Origin of the sequence: Streptomyces sp. NPDC006798 (assembly GCF_040635975.1) — a bacterium.
Lineage (GTDB): Bacteria > Actinomycetota > Actinomycetes > Streptomycetales > Streptomycetaceae > Streptomyces.
The window spans coordinates 86214-102828 of record NZ_JBEYIS010000018.1 but is presented as its reverse complement, the minus strand read 5'-3'; the positions used below and the strand labels follow the sequence as shown (position 1 = coordinate 102828).

At 72.6% G+C, this 16615-nt stretch carries 9 protein-coding genes; 4 read left to right on the top strand and 5 right to left on the bottom strand.

What is annotated here, in order from left to right:
* The first annotated feature begins 58 nt into the window (after positions 1 to 58).
* Positions 59 to 2647 carry a bifunctional FO biosynthesis protein CofGH gene (locus tag ABZ714_RS15050; RefSeq protein ID WP_358825638.1) on the top strand — a complete coding sequence of 863 codons (2589 nt, stop codon included), beginning with the start codon at positions 59 to 61 and terminating at the stop codon, positions 2645 to 2647.
* A gap of 115 nt (positions 2648 to 2762) precedes the next feature.
* Here the strand turns inward: ABZ714_RS15050 and ABZ714_RS15045 are convergent, their stop codons facing one another.
* Complete coding sequence (locus ABZ714_RS15045) at positions 2763 to 3947, bottom strand: epoxide hydrolase (protein WP_358825637.1); 1185 nt, start codon at positions 3945 to 3947, stop codon at positions 2763 to 2765.
* Positions 3948 to 4224: 277 nt separating this feature from the next.
* Between ABZ714_RS15045 and ABZ714_RS15040 the strand changes: the two genes are divergently transcribed.
* Entirely contained in the window at positions 4225 to 7005 is a 2781-nt protein-coding gene (locus ABZ714_RS15040; RefSeq protein WP_358825636.1) for a tetratricopeptide repeat protein, read from the top strand.
* A 118-nt stretch (positions 7006 to 7123) separates the two neighbouring features.
* Positions 7124 to 8239 (top strand): ADP-ribosylglycohydrolase family protein, encoded by a 1116-nt coding sequence (locus tag ABZ714_RS15035; protein WP_358825635.1) that lies wholly within the window; start codon positions 7124 to 7126, stop codon positions 8237 to 8239.
* Between the two features lie 319 nt (positions 8240 to 8558).
* On the opposite strand, the gene ABZ714_RS15030 is transcribed toward ABZ714_RS15035, so the two are convergent.
* Positions 8559 to 10481: a protein-arginine deiminase domain-containing protein gene (locus tag ABZ714_RS15030; protein WP_358825634.1), complete on the bottom strand. Its 1923-nt coding sequence runs from the start codon at positions 10479 to 10481 to the stop codon at positions 8559 to 8561.
* Positions 10482 to 11057: 576 nt separating this feature from the next.
* Here ABZ714_RS15030 and ABZ714_RS15025 point away from each other — a divergent pair.
* Positions 11058 to 13715: an NACHT domain-containing protein gene (locus tag ABZ714_RS15025; RefSeq protein WP_358825633.1), complete on the top strand. Its 2658-nt coding sequence runs from the start codon at positions 11058 to 11060 to the stop codon at positions 13713 to 13715.
* Between the two features lie 38 nt (positions 13716 to 13753).
* On the opposite strand, the gene ABZ714_RS15020 is transcribed toward ABZ714_RS15025, so the two are convergent.
* The 3 genes from ABZ714_RS15020 to ABZ714_RS15010 form a co-directional block, all read right to left on the bottom strand.
* Positions 13754 to 13963, bottom strand: coding sequence for a DUF397 domain-containing protein (locus ABZ714_RS15020; RefSeq protein ID WP_358825632.1), 210 nt, complete (start codon positions 13961 to 13963; stop codon positions 13754 to 13756).
* Positions 13964 to 14317: 354 nt separating this feature from the next.
* The gene (locus ABZ714_RS15015) at positions 14318 to 15181 is read right to left on the bottom strand and encodes a helix-turn-helix transcriptional regulator (RefSeq protein WP_358825631.1); all 864 of its coding nucleotides are present in this window, start codon (positions 15179 to 15181) and stop codon (positions 14318 to 14320) included.
* Positions 15182 to 15628: 447 nt separating this feature from the next.
* Complete coding sequence (locus ABZ714_RS15010) at positions 15629 to 16360, bottom strand: GPP34 family phosphoprotein (protein WP_358825630.1); 732 nt, start codon at positions 16358 to 16360, stop codon at positions 15629 to 15631.
* Between the last annotated feature and the right edge of the window lie 255 nt (positions 16361 to 16615).

The window sequence follows — 16615 nt, the reverse complement described above, 5'->3', positions numbered from 1 at the left end:
CATGCCCACTTCACAGCCACCCATCGGAGAGCCCGCCCCGCGCTCGTATCCTCGAACCATGACAGAAGACCAGGTCGGGCGGCCCACCGCCAACGCCATGCGCCGCGCGCTCAAGCGCGCCCGGGACGGAGTCGCGCTCGATGCCACCGAGGCGGCGGTGCTGCTCCAGGCGCGCGGCGACGACCTGGCCGACCTGTGCGCGTCGGCGGGCCGGGTCCGGGACGCGGGCCTCGCGGCGGCGGGCCGCCCCGGGGTCATCACGTACTCCAAGAGCGTCTTCATCCCCCTGACCCGCCTCTGCCGGGACAAGTGCCACTACTGCACGTTCGTGACCGTCCCCGGCAAGCTCCGCCGGGACGGCCACGGGATGTTCATGTCGCCGGACGAGGTGCTCGCCGTCGCCCGGCGCGGCGCCGAACTGGGGGTCAAGGAAGCCCTCATCACCCTCGGCGACAAGCCGGAGGACCGCTGGCCGGAGGCCCGGCAGTGGCTGGAGGCCGAGGGATACGACTCCACGATCGACTACGTCCGGGCGATGTCGATCCGGATCCTGGAGGAGACGGGACTGCTGCCCCATCTCAATCCGGGCGTCATGAGCTGGACCGACTTCCAGAAGCTGAAGCCCGTCGCCCCCTCCATGGGCATGATGCTGGAGACGACGGCGACCCGGCTGTGGAGCGAGCCCGGCGGCCCGCATCACGGCTCGCCCGACAAGGAGCCCGCCGTCCGGCTGCGGGTGCTGGAGGACGCGGGCCGCAGCTCCGTGCCGTTCACCAGCGGGCTGCTGATCGGGATCGGCGAGACCTATGAGGAGCGGGCCGAGTCCCTGTTCGCCCTGCGCCGGATCTCCCGCGCCTACCACGGCATCCAGGAGCTGATCCTGCAGAACTTCCGCGCCAAGCCGGACACCGCGATGCGCGGAATGCCGGACGCGGAGCTGGACGAGCTGGTCGCCACCGTCGCCGTCGCCCGGCACATCATGGGCCCGGACGCCTGCCTCCAGGCCCCGCCCAACCTGGTGGACGGGGAGTTCGCCCGGCTGATCGCGGCCGGGATCGACGACTGGGGCGGGGTCTCCCCGCTCACCATCGACCATGTGAACCCGGAGCGGCCCTGGCCGAGGATCGACGCCCTCGCCGAGCAGTCCGCCGCCGCGGGCTTCCGGCTGGCGGAACGCCTCTGCGTCTATCCCGAGTTCGTCCGGCGCGGCGAGCCCTGGCTCGACCCCCGGCTGATGCCCCATGTCGACGCCCTGGCCGACCCGGCGACCGGGCTGGCCAAGCCGGACGCCCGCCCGGCCGGACTGCCCTGGCAGGAGCCCGACGAGAACTTCACGGCGACCGCCGGCGGCCGGACCGACCTGCACCGCACCATCGACACCGAGGGCCGCACCGGCGACCGCCGCGACGACTTCGACGAGGTCTACGGGGACTGGGAGGCGCTGCGCGAGGCGGCGGCCCCCGGCATGGTCCCCGAGCGGATCGACACCGACGTCCGGGACGCCCTGCGGACCGCCGCCGACGACCCGACCCGGCTCACCGACGCCGAGGCGCTCGCCCTGCTGCACGCGGACGGCCCGGCGCTGGACGCGCTGACCCGGATCGCCGACGAACTGCGCCGCTCCGTCGTCGGCGACGACGTCACCTATGTCGTCACCCGGAACATCAACTTCACCAATGTCTGCTACACCGGCTGCCGTTTCTGCGCCTTCGCCCAGCGCCGTACGGACGCCGACGCCTACACCCTCTCCCTCGACCAGGTCGCCGACCGGGCCGCCCAGGCGTGGGACGTGGGCGCCGTCGAGGTCTGTATGCAGGGCGGCATCCATCCCGACCTCCCGGGCACGGCCTATTTCGACATCGCCCGCGCCGTGAAGGAACGCGTCCCCGGGATGCATGTCCACGCCTTCTCGCCGATGGAGGTCGTCAACGGCGCCTCCCGGACCGGGATGTCGATCGAGGACTGGCTGACGGCGGCCAAGGAGGCGGGCCTCGACTCCGTACCGGGGACGGCCGCGGAGATCCTCGACGACGAGGTCCGGTGGATCCTCACCAAGGGCAAGCTGCCCGCCGCGACCTGGATCGAGGTGATCTCCACCGCGCACCGGCTGGGCATCCGCTCCTCGTCCACGATGATGTACGGCCATGTCGACCAGCCCCGGCACTGGCTGGGCCATCTGCGGACCCTGGCCCGGATCCAGCAGGAGACCGGCGGCTTCACCGAGTTCGTGACCCTGCCGTTCATCCACACCAACGCGCCGGTCTATCTGGCCGGGATCGCCCGCCCCGGCCCCACGGTCCGGGACAACCGCGCGGTGACCGCGATGGCCCGGCTGCTGCTCCACCCGCATATCACCAACATCCAGACGAGCTGGGTCAAGCTGGGGGCGGAGGGCGCGGCGGAGATGCTCCGCTCCGGCGCCAACGACCTGGGCGGGACTCTGATGGAGGAGACCATTTCCCGCATGGCGGGCTCGCGTTACGGCTCGTACCGCTCGATCAAGGACCTGGTCGCCATCGCGGAGCTGGCGGGCCGCCCGGCGAAGCCGAGGACGACGCTCTACGGCGAGGTGCCGGAGGAGCGGATCCGTACGGCGGAGGGTTCGGACGGGCATCTGCCGAAGCTGCTGCCGCTGGCGGCGGAGTAGCCGCCATCGGCTGAGGGCTGAGGGCTGAGGACTGAGGGCTGAGCGGCGCGATCGGCTGAGGGGGCGGGGCGCGCCGGGACCGGGAGACCGGGACCCGGGGCGCCCCGGCCCCGGCTCAGCGGACCTGGGCGAAGAACGCGCCCAGATCGGCCGCCAGGGCGTCCGGGGCCTGCATGGCGATGAAGTGATGCGTGACGGGGTTGCCGGTCGGCCAGTGGACGATCCGGCTCTCCCGCTCCGCGAACCGGCGCGTCCACGGCAGCCCGCTGTAGACCCCGGTCGGGACCGCCTTCTGCCCCTTCGGCCAGCCGAAGCCCTCGCTGTCGTACATCGGCCAGGACGAGGAGCCGAAGGTCCCCGTGAACCAGTACAGGCTGACGTTGTCCAGGAACAGGTCCCGGTCGATCGCTTCCTCCAGCGGCTTCCCCGACGAGTTGAACTCCCGGAACTTCTGCGTCATCCAGGCCAGCGCCGCGACCGGCGAGTCCTGCCAGCCGTAGGCGAAGGTCTGCGGCGCGGCCCGCAGCAGCGCGTGGTGGTCCACCCCCGACATCCACTCCGCCGAGGTCAGTTCGGCATAGGCCGCCCGCTCCTGGTCGGTCATGCCCGGCACGTCCTCGTCCGAGGGGAAGCCGAGCCCGCCGAGTACGTAGACGCCGGCGACGCGCTCCGGATCCGCCTCGGCGACCCGGGGGGCGATATACGCGCCGAGGTCGCCGCCCTCGACTCCGTACCGCTCGTATCCGAGCCGCCGCATCAGCCCGGCCCACATCCCGGCGACGCGCTCCACGGTCCATCCGGTGCCGGCCGGGGGCGCGGAGTAGCCGAAGCCCGGGGCGGACGGCACCACGACATGGAAGGCCCGGTCCGGATCGCCGCCGTGGGCCCGGGGATCGGTCAGCGGGCCGATCAACTCGGCGAACTCCACGAACGAGTTCGGCCAGCCGTGGGTCAGCAGCAGCGGCAGGGCGTCCGGCTCGGGCGACCGGATATGCAGAAAGTGCACGTCCTGGCCGTCGATCTCGGTCATGAACTGCGGGAAGGCGTTCAGCCGGGCCTCCCGCCGACGCCAGTCGTAGCCGTCCCGCCAGTACCCGGCCAGCTCCTGGAGCAGATCGACCGGTACGCCCCGGGCGCCGTCCGCCTCGCCGGGCAGCCGGGCGGCCCAGCGGGTCCGGGCCAGCCGGCCGCGCAGATCGTCGAGATCGGCCTGCGGGACGTCGATCCGGAACGGCCGGACCGCCTCGTCCCCGGCCGCCGCCACGACTGCCTCCGCCGCCGTGCCGCTGTCCTTGCTCATGGGCTTCTCCTCCTGTGCCGTCCTGCGCCGTCCGGTCCACCGGGCCGCCGCCGGGCTCTCCCGGCGGCAGGTACGACCGTAGGAGCCATATAGGTCTGACCAAGTCCTAGATGCCGTCCTGGACGAGGTCCTGGGCGAGGTCCTGGACGAGGGTCCGGACGCGATGTGCCGGGGGTGCCGGGGCGTTGTCCACAGCCCCTGCCGCCCCTCGGGCCCGGCTGGAACACTGAGGCGCATGAGCGGCGGATCGCGACGGCGGAGTACGGGAACCGGGCGAGTGCGGGGACAGGAGGCGGGAGGGACGGAATCGGCGGAACTGGTGGGCCGGGAGCGGGAGCTGCGGCTCTTCGACGAGCGGTGGCACGGCGATCCCGAATCCGGCGCCCGCCGCACGATGTTCCATCTGCACGGCGTCGCGGGGGTCGGAAAGTCGTCCCTGCTGCGCCGGTTCGCCGCAGCCGCGCGCGAACGGGACGCGCTCACCGCCGTCCTGGACGAATCGGCGACCGGGGTGCCCGAGGCCCTGGCCGGGATCTGCGCTCAGTTCGCCGCCCGGGGCGCCCCGCTGAAGGCCCTGGAGCGGCTGCTGGAGACCTACCGCCAACGGCGGTACGAGGCCGAGGCCGCCGTCCTCCAGCCCGACCCCGGCACCGCCGCCCCGCCCGAGGCTCCCGGCGGCCCGCAGCCGTCCCCGGGGCTGGTCACCGCCGCGCAGATCGGTGTCGTCGGCCTCGGGACCGTACTGCCGGTCGCCGGAATCCTCGACCCCGTACGCCTCGCGTCGAACGCGGGGGAGCTGCGGTCCGTTCTCAGCCGCCGGTTCGGCAGGCCGGAGGACGTCCAACTGCTGCTCGACCCGCCCGGTGCCCTCAGCCCCGTCCTCGTCGCCGAACTGACCCGGGTCGCCGCCCGGGGCCGCCGGATCGCCCTCTTCTTCGACACCTACGAGCGCACCGGCCCCTTCCTCGACCCGTGGCTGCGCGGGCTCGTCGCCGAGGAGCGGTACGGACCGCTGCCCGACGGGACCGTCATCACCACCTCCGGCCAGCGCGCCCCCGACCCCGCCGTCTGGGCCGACCACGCGGGGCTCGTCACCGGCGTCCCCCTCAGCCCCTTCACCGAGGCCGAGTCGAGGCTGCTGCTCACGGCGAAGCGGGTGGTCGACGAGGACGTCGTACGGGACGTGCTGCGGCTCTCCGGCGGACTGCCCGTCCTGGTCTCGATGCTCGCGGAGAACGCGGGCCGCCCCGACGGGCTGCCCGACCCCAGCGCCACCGCCGTCGAACGGTTCCTCCGCGGGGAGACCGACCCGGACCGGCGCGGCGCCGCCCTCCGGGGCGCGCTGCCCCGCCGCCTCAACGAGGACATACTGCTCGTCGCCACGGGCCGGGACCCCGACGGCCCGGACGCCGACCCCACCGATGCCGCCGGGGCCTTCCCCGGTGGCGGACCGGGCGGGCCCGAGCCCGCCGGGGATCCCTCGGCCGCCGGGCTCTTCGACTGGCTCGGCCGGCAGCCCTTCGTCAGCCACCGCGACGGCCACGCCCGCTATCACGACGTCGTCCGCGACCCCATGCTCCGGCTCCAGCGCACCCGTTCCCCCCGGCGCTGGCGGGCCGCCCACACCCGGCTCGCCGACGCCTTCGCGGCCTGGGCGGCGGAGGAGACGGACGGCGAAGCGCCCGGCGGCCCCCGCGAGGGCCTCCGCGACATCCACGACAGCGGCCCCGAAGAAGGACTGTGGGCCGTCGACGCCTGGCGGACCGCCCGGATCGAGGAGACGTACCACCGGCTCTGCGCCCGGCCGCGTACGGCACTCCCCGCCGCCCTCCGTGACGGCGTCCTCGCCGCCGGGGAGTCCGTCACCTCCGCCCGCCGCTGGGCCGGGGCCGTCGCCGACGCGGGCGCCGACACCGACGACGCGGCCCTGCGCGAACTCGGCGCGCACTGCCTGGCCGCCGTCGAGGACGAGTCCCGGCTGGCCGTCCCCCTGATCGGGGTGATACTCGGCCGGGCCGAGACCGACGACACCACCCGCCGCCGTGCCCTCCTGGTCCGCGCCGACGACCACCGGGGACTCGGCCACCACGACGAAGCCCTGGCCGACTACCGGCTGGCCATCGCCCTCGGCGACGACTCGCCCCGCACCCGGCACGAACTGGGCGAGACCTACCGGGTCGGCGGACGCTACGAGGAAGCCCTCACCGAATACGCCCTCGTCCTGGCGCGCTGCCCCGACACGATTCCCACCATCGCCAGCGCCGCCTACGCCCACTACAAACTGGGCCGCCACGACGAGGCGCTGACCGGCTTCGACCGGGCCGTCGCAGCCCGCCCCCGCTATACCTGGGCGCTGCGAATGCGCGCCGAGGTACGCAACGCCCTCGGCGACGGCGAAGGCGCCCTCGCCGATGTCACCGCCGCCCACGACATCGCCCCCCGGGTCCCGTGGGTCGTCGGCGCCCGGGCCGAACAACTCCGCAGACTCGGCCGCCACGACGAGGCCCTGACCCACTTCGACCGGGCGATCGAACTCGACCCCGACTACGCCTGGGCTCACGGCAGCCGGGCCATGTCCCACCACGCCCTCGGCGGCGCCGCGCGGGCCCTCGCCGACCTCGACCGGGCCCTCACCCTCGACCCCGGCTACGCCTGGGCGCTGCTGCGCCGGGCCGAGCTCCACCACGAACAGGGCGACGCCGGAGCGGCGCTGGCCGATCTCGACCGAACCCTCGACATCAGCCCCCGGTACGTCGGAGCCCTCCTCCTCCGCGCCGAAATCCACCGCGAACGGGGCGATACGGATACGGCGCTGGCCGATCTCGACCGGGCCGTCGCGACCGGGCACGCCGAAGCCGCGAGCCTCGTGCGCCGGGCCCGCCTCCATCTGGACCGGGACGATCCGGCCGGGGCCCTCGGCGACGTACGACGGCTCGTCGCCCTCGGGGACACCGCCGGGGCCCGGGCCGTACTGGCCGATCCGGCGCTCGACGCAATACCGGAAGCACGCGCACTCGTCCATGGGCTCACGGGAGCGGACGGGGGCTCAGGGGCGTAAAGGCGGACGCCCCGGCGGCTCCCGGCCCGCTCGTTCGATTACAGTGCTTCGCCGGGCGGCCCGTCACGGATCCCGCCCCATCCGGACAGGTCGAGGGCGACGTCGAAGGGGACGCGAGGTGAGTGCGGTGGCCACAGGCGTCTGGGGGCGTGCTGAGCAGCAGGATTTCCGGTCCCGGGTACGCGGCGCCCTGCTCGGCGCCGCCATCGGGGACGCCCTCGGGGCGGGGGTCGCCGGGCTCGGCACCGACGAGATCCGGGCCGCGTACGGCCCCGAGGGGGTCACCGACCTGGTCCCCGCGCACGGCCGCCGGGGCGCCGTCACCGCGGTGACCCAACTGACCCTCTTCACCGTCGACGGACTGATCCGGGCCCAGGTCCGCCGGGACACCGGCGCGTGGCATCCACCCACCGACGTCCACCGCGCCTACCTCCGCTGGGCCGCCACCCAGCGGGACTGGGGCCCGGACGAACGCCGCAAGGACAACGGCTGGCTGGCGTGCGAGGAATGGCTCTACGTCCGCCGCGAACCGCCCAAGGCCAGCCTCCTCGGCCTCGGCGACCAGCTCATGGGCACACTGGACGCCCCCAAGAACCCCACGGCCGACGACGCCGGGGCACTCAGCCGCTCGGCGCCGTTCGGGCTGCTCGTGGGGTGGGAACCGCAACTGGTCTGCCAACTCGCCGTGGAGTGCGCGGCCCAGACCCACGGCCACCCCGTCGGCTATCTCGCGGCCGGCGCGTACGCCGTGATCGTGCACGGCCTGGCGCGCGGCGAGACCCTGGACACGGCGGTGGAACGAGCGGCGGCCCTGATCGCGCCCCGCCCCGGACACGAGCCCGTCACGGAAGCGCTGACGGCCGCGCTGGGTGCCGTACGCCAGGGCGTCCCCGGTCCCGAACGGGTCGCGGCGCTCGGCGACGGCCACCGGGCGGACGGCGCGCTGGCGATCGCGCTCTACTGCGCGCTGGTCGCCGAGGACATCCGGCACGGACTGCGCCTCGCGGCGGACCACGACGGCCCGTCCCCGACGACGGCGGCCCTCACCGGCGCGCTCCTGGGCGCCCTGCACGGCGAGACGGCCCTCCCCCCGGCGTGGCTCGCCGAACTGGAGGGCCGCCCGACGGTGCTCGAACTGGCCGACGACTTCGCGATGGAGATGACGCAGGGCCCCGCACTCCACGGCCCCACGTCCTCCTCCCCGGCCTGGCTCACCCGCTACCCCCGCGCGTGACCCCTCCGAGGCGGCCAGGGGGGCGGTCGGCGGTGCCGCCGGGGCCGGACGCGGCGTACGGGAGCCGTATGCTCTCGGCGCGTGCGCGGCGGTCGGTGGTGCCGTCCGGCGTTGCTTCCGGACTGCGGCCGGGTGGAGGCTGGGCGCGCGGTTCCGCTCCCTGTGCCTTCGGCAATGGGGGGACCCCCAGCGCCCCCAGCCACCTCCGCCTGACCGCCCCCGCAGGGGCGTCGTGGCCCCGACCACGTCAGGCCGAACCGGCCCGCAGGGGCGTCGCGGCCCCGGTCGTATCAACCCGACCGCCCCGCAGGGTGTCCCGTCAGGACGTCGGCCACCAGGCCGCGGACGAGTCGCGGAAGGTGTTCGTACCGCAGTGGACCTCACCGCTGCCCAGGTGGTACGGGTAGTAGTCGTCGATGTACGAGACCTTCATGCCCGCCTTCTCGTACGCCGCCGTCACCGCCTCCGTGAAGATGTCCTTACCGTCGACGACCGGACCCCACTGCTTGGGCGCCAGGTAGCGGTCGTTGCCCAGCAGCAGTCCGTTGATCGCGCCGGGTATCCACGCGCTCGTCGGCTCGGGAGCCGCCGCCGCGCTGCGGCCGGACGCGGTGCCGGACTTCTTCGGCGCCTTGCCGAGGATGTCCATGAACGCGTCGGGCGCGCCCGTGCGGGCCAGCCGCGGGCTGTCCGCCGCGGAGACCCCGGGCCACTTGCTCGCCCGGCTGTACAGCGCCGGGACCTTGACGATCTCGGCGTCCGTGATGCCCGTCTCCCGCTTCAGGATCGCCACGTTCTCCGCGATCTTCCGCGCCGCCAGGGCGTTGTCCTCGCGGTGCTGGGCCGAGGCCAGCGTCTGGTCGATGGTGTCCTTGGGGACCGGGAATTCGCCCGCCGGACGGGAGAACAGCCGCTTGGCGCCGTGACCGGCCGCCTTCGCGTCCTTCAGCAGCTTCAGACCGCCCTCGGGGTCGGCCACCGCCATCCGCCAGCCGCGAGGCGTGTCGGCGGGCAGGAACTGGACGAACTCGTCGACATGTCCGACGTGCAGCCAGCCGGTGTCCAGCAGCAGCGGGTCCTGCATACCCTGCGAGGCCAGCATGTTCCGCAGCGACTTGGCGGGCTTCTCACCGGTCGCCGGGAACTGGCCCTGGATGATCCGCCCGGCCGGGTACGACTTCCCGTTGTGGGCGTGCGGCGGGATGGTCTCCAGGTTGCCCATGGAGTCCAGGGTGCCGCCGGAGTCGGTCCCGTAGGCGAGCTGGACGCCGCCGATCCCGGGGCCGCGCAGCTTGGTGAAGACCTCCCGGCCCGCGTCACGCCACTCCTGGACGGACCGGATCATGATCCGGATCGTCTGGCGCTTCCCGTCGGGGCCGGTCATGCCGACATAGCCGGGCTCGAAGAAGTCCTGGGCCCAGACGTCGCCGAACTCGCCGCCCGAGAAGGTGCGGGGAGCGGGCAGGTTGGCCGCCTTGGCGTGCTCGGTCAGGTCGGCGACGAACTTCTGCTGCGCCCTGGCGCCGGGGTCGGTGCCCTTGGACTTGGTGACGAGGACTTCCTGGGCGCGCTGCGCGTGGTGGTGCGTCAGCAGCGGCGCGACCCGGAGGGTGACGTCGTCGCTGCTGGTACGGCCGTCGGCGGTGACGGTGAGCCGGACCACGGCCCGGCCGTCCCAGACCGCCCGGTCGCGGATGATGTCGCGGCCCTCGATGCCCAGTTCCACACCGGCCCGCAGTTCGGCGGCGGTGAGCTTCTGTCCGGGCAGGACGAGGCTCCACTTGCCGTTCCGCTTGATGTGCAGCCGGGTCTTGGAGGTCCCGGAGACCACCTCGACCCGGCCGGTCGCGTTCGAGGCCGGCTCGGGCAGCGGCACCGTACGCAGGCGGGCCAGGTCCGCCTCGTCCGCGGCCCCGTTGACGACGGCGTCCTGAGCGTCGTTGCAGCTCGCGAGCCGGGAGTCGGAGAGGGGCTGGCCGAGCGGGCTGGTGGCCCGGCAGCGCTTGGTGTCGTCGTCGAGGTTCGGCAGGAAGACCGCGCCGCGCGCGGTGGTCCAGCTGTCCTCGCCCGCCGTGTCGGTGGTTCCGGTCAGGTCCACGGTGCCGTCGCGGTCGACGTCGGCACGGAGATCGGCGGTCGGCGGACCCGCCGCGTGCACGGGCGCCGACACGGTGCCCGTGGTCAGCAGAACAGTGGCCGCGGACACGACGAGCGCGGTGCGTCTGCGGTGGATGATGCGCACGGGGATTCCCTTCGTGGTCAATCGTCGGTCGCCACGGAAGATGCCCGAAAGCGCGTTTGAGTTGCCGGTTGTCTGATTTCACGCCGAAACGGGGCGGGTTCCGTCCGGTTCGTGAGGTTGGTTGCGGCCGGAACCCGGCACCGCGCAAGGCCCCGGAACCGCCCCCGCGGTCCCGGCGCGTTCCGGAGCCGTACCGTACGTATCGGACACCTGCGGCGGTGGCCCGGCCGCCGCGGCGGACTCGGTCGAACCGGCGAGCCCCAGCCCGGCGGTGGCGACGACCGCCGCGACGACGGCAAGCAGACGCTTCACGGACAATTCCCCCTTGTCGAGCCCCGTCGAGCCCCGTTGGACCCCGGTGTACGGCCGCGCGGCGGCGAGAACCCGCCGCCGTCCGGTTCCCCCCGGACCACCGGACCCCCGGCGCCGTCGGCGCCACCGGCAGTCTGGTCGGCGCCCGGGCCTCCCCTCAACGGTCCCCGGCCGTCCCGGACATGTCCCGGACGGCGCGCCCCCTCGCGCGAGGGCCTGTGGACAACCCGGCCCGCCCCGCAGCCAGTTGGCTAGCATCGCGTCATGGATGCCTCAGCCGTCACCGTCCGGATCGCCTCAGGTGTCCTCGCGCCCCTCGTCAGAATGCTGTTCGTGCCGGGTGTCGCGGGGGCCGGGCTCGTCGACGAGCCGGTGCGGCTGGCGCGGCTGGTCTCCTTCACCGGCGAGCAGTCGGGGCTCGGCGAGCGGAATCTGCGCGCCCTGGCGACCGTCCTGGTCGACCGGGCCGTCGAGGAGCGCGGCCCGCACGAGGCGATGCCGCGTTTCGTCCGGGTCCAGCTCGTGGAGGCGCTGGCCGTCGCCCTCCACAGCCTCGGCGATCTCGACATGGACGACGTCCAGGCCGTCCGGCTCGGCCCGGAGGGGCTGGCCGCCCGGCTGACCCGGCCCGCGGCGATGGCGGAGGAGACCGAGGCGTACTTCGACCCCCTCCTCGAAACCGCCTGCCTCCATATCGTCAACTTCTTCACCACCCGCTCCGGTTTCGTCGCCCGCACCCTGGTCGAGCAGACGCGGGCCGTGGAGCGGCTGATCGCCACCATCGACCTGCTGGTCGAGCGGATCCCGTCCCGGCTCGCCGAGGACACCCGCTTCGAGGAGCGGTACGCCCGCCACATCCAGCGGAAGTACGGCGAGCTGACGATCTACGGCCTCGATCTCAACCACGCCCGCGAGTGGCCGCTGGACGCCGCCTACGTCTCCCTCGAAGCGACCGTCCCCGGTCTGGACGCCCTGCCCGTGCCGCTGCCCGCCGAGCGCGCCCTCTCCGGCCGGGACCGGGTCCTGCTGCGCGGACCGGCCGGGTCCGGGAAGACGACCCTGGTGCAGTGGCTGGCCGTCGCCGCCGCCCGGCAGGACTTCGGCGAACTGGGCGGACAACTGAGCCAGCTCGTCGGCCGGGTGCCGTTCGTGCTGCCGCTGCGCCGGGTGATGCGCGACGGCGAGCCCCCGACCCCGGACGCCTTTCTGCACTCCGTCCGCAGTACGGTCGCCGGCGCCCAGCCGCCCGGCTGGGCGGACCGGGTGCTGCGGGCCGGCCGGGCGCTCCTCCTGGTCGACGGGATCGACGAGATCCCCCGGCGGGAGCGGGAGACCACCCGCCGCTGGCTGCGCGAGCTGATGGCCGAGTTCCCGGCGAACCTCTGGCTGGTCACCACCCGCCCGTCGTCCGTCGGCGACGGCTGGCTCACCGGCGAAGAGTTCGCCGAGCTGACGCTCTCCGCGATGCGGCGGACCGAGGTGGAGCGCTTCGTCCGCCGCTGGCACACCGCCGCCGGTGCCGGAGGCGATCAGGCCGACGCCCTGATCGACGCCATTCACACCAATGACGACCTGGGCAGGCTCGCGGTCAATCCGCTGATGTGCGGACTGCTCTGCGCCCTCTACCGGGAGCGCCGCGGCTTCCTGCCCCAGGGCCGCAAGGAGCTGTACGAGGCGGCGCTGCGGATGCTGCTGGAGCGGCGCGACGTGGAGCGCGGCGTACTCACCGAGAACGAGCTGCGGTTCTCCACCGACACCAGCATCACCCTGCTCCAGAAGCTGGCCCACTGGATGATCCGCAACAACCGCTCGGAGATGTCCCAGGAGGACGCCCTGGGCCGGCTGGAGCGGACCCTGAGCCATATGAGCCATGTCCGGGAGACCCCGGAGCGGGTGCTGCGGCATCTGATCGAGCGCTCCGGGCTGCTGCGGGAACCGGCCGTCGGGCGGCTCGACTTCGTCCACCGCACCTTCCAGGACTATCTCGCCGCCAAGGCCCTGGTCGACGAGGGCGACTTCCCGCTGCTGCTGGACAACGCCCTCAACGACCAGTGGGAGGACGTGGTCCGGATGGCGGTGGCGCTGGCCAGGCCCGCCGAGCGCCGCCGGATCGTCCAGGGCCTGCTGGGCTATGTCGGCGCCGAACGGGGCGTCGGCTCCCGTACGGTACGGGCGCTGCTGCTCGCCGCCTCCTGTCTCGACCAGGCCGTGGAGATATCCCCGGACGTCGACCAGCGGGTGCGGAGCCTGGTGTCGGAGCTGCTGCCGCCGTCCAGTACGGCCTTCGCCCGGATGCTCGCCGGGGCCGGGGGACCGCTGGTGCCCCGGATGCTGCCCGGCCCCGAAGGGCTCACCGACGACCAGGCCCTCCATGTGGTGACGACGGCGACCCTGATCGGTACGGATCCGGCGCTCTCGGTCCTGATCCGCTACCGGGGCCATCCGTCCTGGCGGGTCCGGCGGCAGCTGGCCTGGTCCTGGGACCGGTTCGACACCGAGCGGTACGCCCGGGAGATCATCGCCCATCTCGACCCGCACGAGCTGTACTACACGGCTCGCGGTGTGGACCATCTGAAGGCGCTGAGGAAGCTGGGGGGCCGGCCCCGGATCCAGATCGCCGGGCCCTATCACCCGGACGACTTGGTGGAGCATCTCGACCCCGGGCAGCTGACCCATCTCTGGCTGCGGGAGGGCTATCTCCATCTGGACCGGCGCTGGCTCGACGCCTTCCCCCGGCTGCGGATACTGGTCCTGCCCGAGGGGGACGATCTGCTGCCGACGGCCCTGCCGTCGGACATCACGGTGATCCACGGCCCGGACACCGACTTCACCCACCCGGCCGTCACCGCTCAGCCCGTACCGCGGGCGGAAAGGGCCGAGCCCCCTCGGCCGGGACGGCGGACCAGTCGAGAGGGCTCTTGAGCACGGCGGCACACAGGCCGCCGGGGACGCGGCGGGGGTCAGCCCGCCGTCAGCGCACCCCGGCCGACCTCGGTGACGAACACATTCCACGCGTCGGGGACGAACGAGATCCGGGGACCCGCCGGGACCTTGGAGTCCCGGACGGCGATCTCCGCCACGACGGGGGACTTCACCTCGACGCAAGCGCCGTTGCCCCCGGAGTACGACGACTTGGTCCAGGTGTCGGTGGCGCCCTGAATGATGGCCATGTTGGCTCCCGCTTCAACAGTTCCGGCAAGTAAGGGACCGAGCACCTCACGCGTCCGGGAAGCGGTGCCTCCCGGCCCTCCGTTGACGTTTGTTGGTGCTTTATTGGTGAATCGTTGACGTCTTCGACGCTACTCGCCGGAACAGGATCACGGGGCACGCATTCACCCGGTCGGATGGCATGTTCCATCCGACCCTTCCGCGATGCGGTGAGGGGAGGTATCTTTCCGCCCCCTCGATGCGGGTGCCGCAATTCATACCCGATCGGGTATGGACTCGCCGTCATTCAGCCATACAGCCATGCGGCCATGCGGCCATGCGGCCGTGCGGCCGTACGGCCATTGAACGGGGTGCCGTCACAGCTGACGGGCGTACTGCTTGGCCATGTCCTCGATGAACGTACGGGACTGCTCGGCGCCCAGCGCCTGGGCCCGCAGATGCTCGTACATCACGATGTACTTCTGGACGTCCGGCCCCTTCTCCAGATACAGATCGCTGGTGACGCCCTCGATGTAGACGACGCTGGAGTCCGCCGCGTCGGGGAACTCCAGAATCGCGTACTGGCCGTTGATCCCCGGATGCGCGCCCATGTCGAACGGCAGTACCTGCACCGTCACATGCGGCAGCTGACCCATCTCGATCAGATACTCCAACTGCTCCCGCATCACCAGCGGACTGCCGATCACCCGGCGCAGCACCGCCTCGTCGATCACCGCCCAGAGCCGCAGCGGCTGATCGGTATCGCGGACCCTTTCCTTGCGGCGCATCCGGACGTTGACCCGTTTGTCGACCTCCACCTGACTGTTCTCCGGGGCGGCGCCCGCGACCACCGCCTCCGCGTACGGCCTGGTCTGGAGCAGACCCGGCACGATCTGCGGCTCGTACACCCGCAGATTGGCGGCATCGGTCTCCAGACCGATGTAGACGCTGTACGGGATGTCGCCGAACGCGTGCCACCAGCCCTGCTGGCGGGAGTCCTTCGCCATCTGCATCAGCGATTCGACGACCCGGTGGTCCTCGACCTCGTATACCCCGCAGAGATCCCGGACGTCGCGCTGACTGATCGAGCGGCGGCCGTTCTCCAGACGGCTGATCTTCGACTGCGAGACGAGGAGACGGTCGGCCACCTCCTCCGCCGTCATACCTCTGTGTTCCCGGAGCCGGCGCAACTCCTGGCCCAAACGGCGGCGCCTGACGGTGGGATTGACGTTGGATGCCATGGAACAGCACCTCCGACTGAATGTAGCCGAGCGTATCTACTGCTCAGCAGATTGCCACCTGTGACGGGTTGTGCGGGGGGAATTGGCCACACGCATACCCGGTGCGATAAAAGAGCGCCCGGCCCCGGAGCGGCGTAAGGGGTCCGTATCCGGGCAGCGGAAAGCACGGGACGGCCGTCGGCGCGTCCCGCGCTTCCCCGCGCGGCTCCCGTACCGGTCGTCCGGGATCCGGCGGAGCCCGTCACGGCGGCGCGTACGCGTACGCGGTACCGCCGCGCGGTGTCCTGATCCACCGCGCGGACGGCGAAGAGCGATCTCCGGGCACCCGCCCTGAACGCGGGCACCACTGGTGGTGCTTCACGGCTGCCCCGCGGCGCCGTTCGGTCGCGTGCGACAGGTCGTCACACGCGGACCCGGACCGCCCCGAGGCGATCCGAACCGGGCGGGTCAGTGCGCGACGGCCCGGGCCATTCCGGAGCGGCGCTGCGGCATCGCGACGCTCGCGTTCTGCCGGCCACCGCCGCCCGCCGCGCCCGGCGCGCGCCGCGGTTGTGCCGCCGCGCCGTTCTGGACGTCCATCACGGCATGCGCCACGAGACCGCCCATCGGGTCGTGCCGGATCAGATCCCGCAACCGGGACCGCGACGAACGACCCTCGTTACCGGGGTAGAGATGCTTGCCCAGACCCACCGCGTGGGCCAGCGCGGCCAGGGCCGCGGTCCGCGGATCCGGCGGTACGCCGGTCCGGATCGCGCTGTCCAGCCGGGCTCTGATGTCGCGGCTGATCGCCGTGTCCGTCGCCTGGTAGCGAGTTGTCGGCAGTACGCCGCACATCTGACCGGCGACGGCGTGAACCATGCCGCACCGCTCCAGATGCGCGAGATAGATCTGACGCAGACCCAGCCGGGGTCCGCCGATCCAGTGGACCGCCCGGACCGGGCTGCCGCGGCGTCGCAGCAACTCCAGTGCGGAGTCCAATGTCGGATCTCCTGTCGGCCGTGGCATCACCACGGCGATACGATCCCCGTCTGGGGCTATCCGTCCCGCCAGAGCCAGCTCCACTAGCTGCGCTCCGGCAAGGCCGAGGTCGAGTGACTGCGGCTGCGCTGTGGTACCCGTGGTCGGGTCCAGAGCGAGCAGCAGCAACTCCTCCGGAAGTGTTCTGCGGCTCCTGCCCATCCATGCCTCCCCGCGTGGATGAATGACAGGGTGACCCCTCTCACATTGGTCTGTCGAGAGCGCCTGAGTGCTTTGTACGGGAACCGATAGGTATGTCGTTCTCGTCTAGGGGCGGGGGACGTGTTCTCACACTGGACACTGAGAGATGGTTCGGACAACACGGGCCCCGGCTGGGCGGAGCGTACCGGCCGCCTGTATTTCTGAAGTTCTTCCGCCGGATCACCGGATCACCCGCAGGACCGTCCCCGGACGTCC

Coding starts and splice junctions, on each gene's coding strand:
- ABZ714_RS15050 (WP_358825638.1), top strand. CDS start 59: ATGACAGAAGACCAGGTCGGGCGGCCCACCGCCAACGCCATGCGCCGC.
- ABZ714_RS15045 (WP_358825637.1), bottom strand. CDS start 3,947: ATGAGCAAGGACAGCGGCACGGCGGCGGAGGCAGTCGTGGCGGCGGCC.
- ABZ714_RS15025 (WP_358825633.1), top strand. CDS start 11,058: ATGGATGCCTCAGCCGTCACCGTCCGGATCGCCTCAGGTGTCCTCGCG.
- ABZ714_RS15020 (WP_358825632.1), bottom strand. CDS start 13,963: ATGGCCATCATTCAGGGCGCCACCGACACCTGGACCAAGTCGTCGTAC.
- ABZ714_RS15015 (WP_358825631.1), bottom strand. CDS start 15,181: ATGGCATCCAACGTCAATCCCACCGTCAGGCGCCGCCGTTTGGGCCAG.
- ABZ714_RS15010 (WP_358825630.1), bottom strand. CDS start 16,360: ATGGGCAGGAGCCGCAGAACACTTCCGGAGGAGTTGCTGCTGCTCGCT.